6 protein-coding genes and 1 pseudogene are annotated in these 6,488 nt (G+C 71.3%); 5 read left to right on the forward strand and 2 right to left on the reverse strand.

Annotated elements, in window-relative coordinates:
* Positions 1–2: 2 nt before the first annotated feature.
* Complete coding sequence (locus QWM81_RS26770; RefSeq protein ID WP_290114942.1) at positions 3–791, forward strand: transglycosylase SLT domain-containing protein; 789 nt, start codon at positions 3–5, stop codon at positions 789–791.
* 52 nt (positions 792–843) lie between these two features.
* On the opposite strand, the gene QWM81_RS26775 is transcribed toward QWM81_RS26770, so the two are convergent.
* The gene (locus QWM81_RS26775; protein ID WP_290114943.1) at positions 844–1,692 is read right to left on the reverse strand and encodes a class I SAM-dependent methyltransferase; all 849 of its coding nucleotides are present in this window, start codon (positions 1,690–1,692) and stop codon (positions 844–846) included.
* A gap of 142 nt (positions 1,693–1,834) precedes the next feature.
* Between QWM81_RS26775 and QWM81_RS26780 the strand changes: the two genes are divergently transcribed.
* The 4 genes from QWM81_RS26780 (at position 1,835) to QWM81_RS26795 (ending at position 6,058) form a co-directional block, all read left to right on the forward strand.
* On the forward strand, positions 1,835–2,449 hold the full coding sequence (locus tag QWM81_RS26780) for a TetR/AcrR family transcriptional regulator (RefSeq protein WP_290114944.1): 615 nt from the start codon (positions 1,835–1,837) through the stop codon (positions 2,447–2,449).
* A gap of 419 nt (positions 2,450–2,868) precedes the next feature.
* Positions 2,869–4,719, forward strand: a complete 1,851-nt coding sequence (locus QWM81_RS26785; RefSeq protein ID WP_290114945.1) for a phage tail sheath C-terminal domain-containing protein — start codon at positions 2,869–2,871, stop codon at positions 4,717–4,719.
* Positions 4,720–4,754: 35 nt separating this feature from the next.
* Positions 4,755–5,279 carry a phage tail protein gene (locus tag QWM81_RS26790; protein WP_290114947.1) on the forward strand — a complete coding sequence of 175 codons (525 nt, stop codon included), beginning with the start codon at positions 4,755–4,757 and terminating at the stop codon, positions 5,277–5,279.
* Between the two features lie 29 nt (positions 5,280–5,308).
* Positions 5,309–6,058, forward strand: coding sequence for a T4 family baseplate hub assembly chaperone (locus tag QWM81_RS26795; RefSeq protein ID WP_290114948.1), 750 nt, complete (start codon positions 5,309–5,311; stop codon positions 6,056–6,058).
* Here QWM81_RS26795 and QWM81_RS26800 read toward each other — a convergent pair.
* A pseudogene (locus QWM81_RS26800) lies at positions 6,059–6,488 on the reverse strand (hypothetical protein); the annotation flags it as partial.

Consider the following 6,488-nt stretch of genomic DNA (forward strand, 5'->3'; position numbering starts at 1 on the left):
TCATGCCCGGAAAGGGTAAGCACCGCCGTCCCAAGAACAGTCCGCTCAACCGCCGTTTCGTCGCCGCGGGTACGGGTGGCGCCGCGCTCGCCCTTCCCCTGATCGGCGCGACGGCAGCCGAGGCCGCGCCGAACTCGGCGCCGGCCGCGGCACATTCCGCCGCCACCACCGCCGCCGCCTCGCCTGCCGCGGCGAAGAAGGCCGGCCCCGCCACCTATTCCGTGGTCGCCGGGGATTCCCTTTCCAAGATCGCAAGAGATCATGGGCTGAGCGGTGGCTGGAAGAAGCTCTATGAGGACAACCGGAAGGCGGTCGGTGACAATCCGTCGCTGATTCGCCCCGGCCTGAAGCTGACAATCGGCGCGAAGGCGACACCGGAGAAGTCCACGGCCACCCGTGCGTCCACTGCTTCCGACCGGGCCGACCGCTCGGAGCGCACGAGCGCGGCGCCGGTGAAATCCGCCACGTACACCAATGACCTCGACGGCTGGATCCGGGAGTCGCTGGACATCATGGCCCAGCACGGTATTCCCGGCAGTTACGACGGCATTTACCGCAACATCATGCGCGAGTCCTCGGGCAACCCGCTGGCCATCAACAACTGGGACTCCAACGCCGCGGCCGGAACCCCGTCCAAGGGCCTTCTCCAGGTCATCGAGCCGACCTTCCTGGCCTACCACGTGCCCGGTACGCCGATGGACGCCTATGACCCGGTCGCCAACATCACCGCGGCCTGCAACTACGCCGCGGACCGGTACGGCTCCATCGACAATGTGAACGGACCGTACTGACCCACGCACACCCCGGGGGCCGGCCGCACCGCGCGGCCGGCCCCCGGTCGTGTCACTGCGGGCGGGTGGCGGTCACCAGCCAGGCGTTGCCGCGCAGTCGCAGCGCGCCGTCGCCCCTGTCGTACGCCCGCAGGGTGGCGACGAGCCGCCGGCGGGCCCGGTCGCGTGCTTCCGGCCCGACCTGGCCCATCAGGTGGCGGCCGGGGCCTGAGTCCAGCAGGAAGGCGGCCGCATCCTCGGCGTCGCGGCCCCACGTGCCCGGCGCCTCCACGTACTCCGTACCGATGTCCTGGAATCCGGCGGCCCGCAGCACCCCCCGGACGGTGTCCGGGTCGGCCAGGGAGAACATCCCGGGGCCTCCGGTCGCACCGAAGCCGCCCATGGGCAGAATGTCCCGCAATGCCGCGATCGCGGCCAGCCACTGGTTGCCCTCGGCCTGCGCCGCGCAGACGAAGGCCAGGCGGCCGCCGGGGCGCAAGGCCCGGCCGATGTGGGCGAACGCGGCGGTCGGGTCGGCGAAGAACATCACCCCGAAGCGGCTCACGGCGACGTCGAACGCGCCCGGCTCGAAGGCGTGGACCTGGGCGTCCCCCTGCTCGTAGGAGACATTGCCGACCCGCTCGCGCCGGGCGCTCTCGCGTGCGCGCTCCAGCATCGGCGCCGACAGGTCCACGCCCAGGGCGTGCCCGTTCACGGCACGGCGGGCGGCCAGTCGCGTGGTGCGCCCGGCCCCGCAGCCGATGTCCAGGACGCGGTCGTACGGGCCGATGGCGGCCGCGCCGAGCAGCTGCTCGTTGAACCCCTCGTTGACGGCGTCCCAGCGGTCCTGGTGCCGCGCCCAGTGCGTGCCCTCGTAGCCGTTCCAGGCCTGCGCCTGCCCGGTGTTGACGACCTGTCGCATGAAAATGCCCCCTCCTTGGCCGGTGGTGAGACGCCCCCGGGTGGAGAATGGGCGCTCGCCCAAACAGTATGGGCGTGTGCCCATACTGGCAATCCCCCTCTTGTACGGTGGTACGCCGCACGCCCGTACCAGGAGAGGCCCTATGTCACCGCGTGGAGTAGCCATTCCCGACCTCCGCGAGCGGCTCTTCGACGCCGCGCAGCGGGTCCTGGCGCGCGAGGGCCCGGCGGCCCTGACCAGCCGGGCGATCACCACCGAGGCGGGCTGCGCCAAGGGCCTGCTGCACGCTCATTTCGACGGCCTGGACGCGTTCGTCGCCGAGCTGGTCCTCGACCGGTTCGCCCGTACCGCGCGGCAGGCGGAGGAGCTCGGTTCGCGGGCGGGGCACGCCACCGTGGCCGAGAACCTGGTCACGGTCGCACTCACCCTCGTCAACTCGCTGCACCCGACGGTCGTCGGCCTGGCCATGACCCGCGCGGAGTCCTCGGCGCGCGTCCGGCAGGCCCTGGCGGCCGGAGCGCCGGGGTTCGCCTCGATCGAGGCCGCGATCACGGCGTACCTGACCGAGGAGCAGCGGCTGGGGCGCCTGGCGAGCGGCACCGACACCGCGACGGTGGCGCTGGCCCTCGTCGGAACCGTCCACCATCTGCTGATGACCAACTGGACCGGCACGCCGGTGCCTCGGGAGCGGGTGGAGCGACTGGTCGCCCTCCTCGTCGGGCCGGCGGCTGCGGGCAGACCTGAGCCGCGCCGTTGAATGCCGCATTTTCCTACCAATCGGACTCAAGGCGGCGCGCCGGGGAAAATATGCTTTCGGCTTGTTTTCCCCGGACGGCCGACTCCTCTTGTGAAGCGCTCGTGAATCACTCTCCATCTTCGGCCGTAATGCCTCTTGGCTGCGCTGATTGATCTTCACCACTCCCCGGAAATGCTCAACGCGGCGTGACCGAAAGGGCCTCTTGACCCTGGGTCGAGCCGCGAACGACACTCCCCATAGGCACTCATGTACCAAGAGCCACAAGCACACACGCATGCCGATGGCCCTGCGAGACCGATATCGCACGGGGTGTGTGACGGGGGGAAACACCGAAGGGTGCGCATGCGTATTCCGTACGTGTGCGCGCCCGCTCCGCCTCCCCTCCTCATCTCTTGGTGCGCGAAGGGAATGGAGGGGGAATGCCGACGCACATGGGCTATCCCGGCGTATACATCGAAGAACTCCCCAGCAGCGTCCGTACCATCGCCTCGGTCACCACCTCGGTGGCCGCGTTCGTGGGGCACACCCGGCGCGGTCCGCTCAACCGGCCGGTGCGGGTCACCAGCTTCGCCGACTTCGAGCGCCGCTTCGGCGGGCTCACCTCCCGCAGCGCCGTCAGTTACGCCGTGCACCAGTTCTTCGGCAACGGCGGCAGGGTCGCGGTGATCGTGCGCGTGGCCAAGGCCGGCACCGGCGACGAAGCCTGCGTCACGCTCAACTCCACCGAGGGGCACAGCGATTGCCCGGTGCTTCAGGTGCACGCCAAGGAGCCCGGCGTCTGGGGCTCGGGGCTGCGGGTCGCCGTCGACCACGACACCCCCACCCCGGACAAGACGTTCAACCTCCACGTCCTCGACGCGCGCGGCGGGGCCCGCGAGTCCTTCACCGGGCTGTCGATGAACGCCGGTCACGGCCGCTTCGTCGAGACGGTCGTGAACGCCGGGTCCGCCCTGATCCGCGTCAAAGCGCTGGAGGAGGACCGGCCCGACCCCTCCGGCACGGTGTCCAAGCCCTTCGCCGCGCGACTCCCCGACCTCGGCGTCGAGTTGAAGGTCAAGATCGGCGACGTGGAGCGGGAGTTCACGCTCTACGAGCCCGACCACGACGGCGAGCCGCCGGCCGACGTCACCGAACTCGCCCTGCTGCTGGAGCGCAAGCTGCGCGCGCTGCCCGACGCACCGGGCAGGCACTCCTTCGCCGGCGCCGAGGTCACCGCCTTCGGGCGGCGGCTCCAGGTCGTCGCCGGATCCCTGGACCCCGACGACGTGGTGCGCTTCATCGGCGAATGCGCCAATGACCTGGGCCTGGAGGCCTCGGTCAACCCGCCCGTCTTCCCGCTGGCCGGGGGCAAGGACGGCGACCCGCCCGGGCCGCGCGACCTCATCGGCAGCGAGGCCCGCAAGACCGGCGTACAGGCGCTGCGTGACATCGACGACGTCAACCTGCTCTGCCTGCCGGAGCTGGCGGCGTACGACTCCACCGAGGACATGGTCACCGTGCTGTCCGCGGCCGAACAGCTCTGCCGGGAGCGGCGGATCTTCCTCCTGGTGGACGCCCCCTCGACATGGGGCGGCGTGGACGCCGCACGGGCCGGGATCGGCGCCTTCGACCCCGTACGCAGCGATCACGCCGCCCTGTACTTCCCGCAGTTGCGGCTCACCGACCCGCTGACGGGCCGGCTCCGGGCCTTCCCGCCCTGCGGCGCCATCGCCGGCGTCATCGCCCGTACGGACGGCGAGCGCGGCGTGTGGAAGGCGCCGGCCGGGACCGAGGCGCGGCTGGCCGGGGTGCGCTCGCTGACGGTCACGCTCACCGACCGGGAGAACGGGCTGCTGGGCCCGCTGGGCGTCAACTGCCTGCGCACCTTCCCCGTGGTCGGCCCGCTCGTGTGGGGCGCGCGCACGCTGAAGGGCGCGGACGCGCAGAACAGCGAGTGGAAGTACGTATCGGTGCGCCGGCTCGCGCTCCACGTCGAGGAGAGCCTGCACCGCGGGCTGCAGTGGGTGGTCTTCGAGCCCAACGACGAACAGCTGTGGCAGCAGATCCGGCTGAACGCCTCGGCGTACCTCAACGACCTGTTCCGCCAGGGCGCTTTCAAGGGCGGCACGCCGCGCGAGGCGTACTTCGTCAAGTGCGACAAGGACACGACCACCGACGCCGATATCGAACGCGGAGTGGTGAACGTCGTGATCGGCTTCGCTCCGGTGCGGCCGGCGGAGTTCGTCATCGTCAGGATCCAGCAGGTGGCCGGGCAGTTCGACCTGTCCTGACACCCGTCCGAGGAAAAGGAACACGAAGGAAACCGATGGCTGAGTTCCGGGTAAACGCCCATCGCTTCGACCCCTACAAGAATTTCAAGTTCCTGGTCCTGTGGGACGGTCGAACGGTCGCGGGCATCAGCAAGATCAGTCCTCTCAAGCGGACCACCGAGGTGGTCAAACACCGCCACGGCGGTGACCCCAGCTCGCCGCGCAAATCGCCGGGCCGTTCCGAATTCGAGGGCGTCACGCTCGAACGGGGCGTCACCCACGATCCGGAGTTCGACCGCTGGGCCAACAAGGTGTGGCAGGTCGGCGCCGGTCTCGGTGCGGAGGTCTCGCTGCGGGACTTCCGCAAGGACATCATCATCCAGGTCCTCAACGAGGCCGGGCAGGTGGCCGTCTCGCACAAGCTGTACCGGGCCTGGGTAAGCGAGTACCAGGTGCTCGGCGAGCTGGACGCCAACGCCAACGCGGTCGCCATCCAGAGCGTCAAGCTCGAATGCGAGGGCTGGGAGCGCGACTACGAGGTCGAGGAGCCGGTCGAGCCCTCGTTCACCCATCCGGCCTGAACGGCGCCCGTACACCGGAGGGTTGAGCGATGACGCCGACGGGACCGGGTGAGCTGCTCGCCACCTGGGAGGCCGGGCTGACGCGGCACGACGGGGAGCGGTCACTGCTGCTGCACCGGGCCGCCCGCCCGGGGGCCGGCACCGACGAACTGCTGGCGATGCCGGTCGGTGAGCGGGAGGCGGACCTGTTCGCGCTGCGCCGGGCGCTGTTCGGCGAGCGCATGCAGGTGCGCGTCGAGTGTGCCTCGTGCGGTGAGCCGATGGAGTTCGAGCTCGACGCGACGGCGCTGGGCGCCCGGCCCCGGACGCCACCGGACAGGCCGCTGCGGGTGGAGGAGGGCGAGTGGGCCGTCGAGTTCCGGCTGCCCACCGTCGCCGACCTCGCGGCGGCCGGCGCCGTGCCGGATCCGGCCGAGGGGCGCCGGCGGCTGCTGGCGCGCTGCACGGTGTCGGCGGTACGGGGCGGGGTGGCCGTTCCTCCCGAACAGCTGCCCGGCCTGCTGCCCGAGCGGGTGGAGCGGCGGCTCGCCGAGGTGGCCGAGGAAGCCGACCCGGCAGCCGCCGTGACGCTGGACGTGGTGTGCCCCGAGTGCGGTGCCACCACCCCGGCCGAGCTGGACATCACCTCCTACCTCTGGACGGAACTGGACAACTGGGCGCGGGACATGCTGCTCGACGTCCATCTGCTCGCCTCCGCCTACGGGTGGAGCGAGCCGGAGATCCTGGCGCTCAGCCCGCTGCGGCGCCGCTACTACCTGGAGCTGTGCGCGGATGCCTGACTACTTCGACCGGCTGCTCACCCGGTGCTCGCCGGCCGCGGCGGCCTCCGGGTCCTCCGCGTCCTCGGCGGCCTCCGCGGCCGGTGGCGCCGGTGGCCTGGCACGGGTACGGCCGCGGCTGCCGGGCCCGTTCGAGCGGGTCGAGGCGCTGCGGACGGTGCCGCCCGAGCCGGACGAGCCCGCCTCTCTGGTGCCGTCCGCGCCGGGGCCCGCTGCCGGTCCCGTGGAGCGGGTGCGCCACGAGCGGGAGGTGGTGCGGGACAGGACCACCGTCGTACGGGCGGAGGCGACACGGTCCGGGGACAGACGCTGCTGATCGCGCTCCTGGCCGGCTTCGCGCTCCAGGCGATGGGCAAGGCCGGCGAGCCGGTGCTGCGCGGCATCGGGCACATCCAGCGGCTGGTCTTCCGCATCCTCGCGATGATCATGT

This window comes from Streptomyces ficellus, assembly GCF_030406405.1.
GTDB classification, from domain to species: Bacteria; Actinomycetota; Actinomycetes; order Streptomycetales; family Streptomycetaceae; genus Streptomyces; species Streptomyces ficellus_B.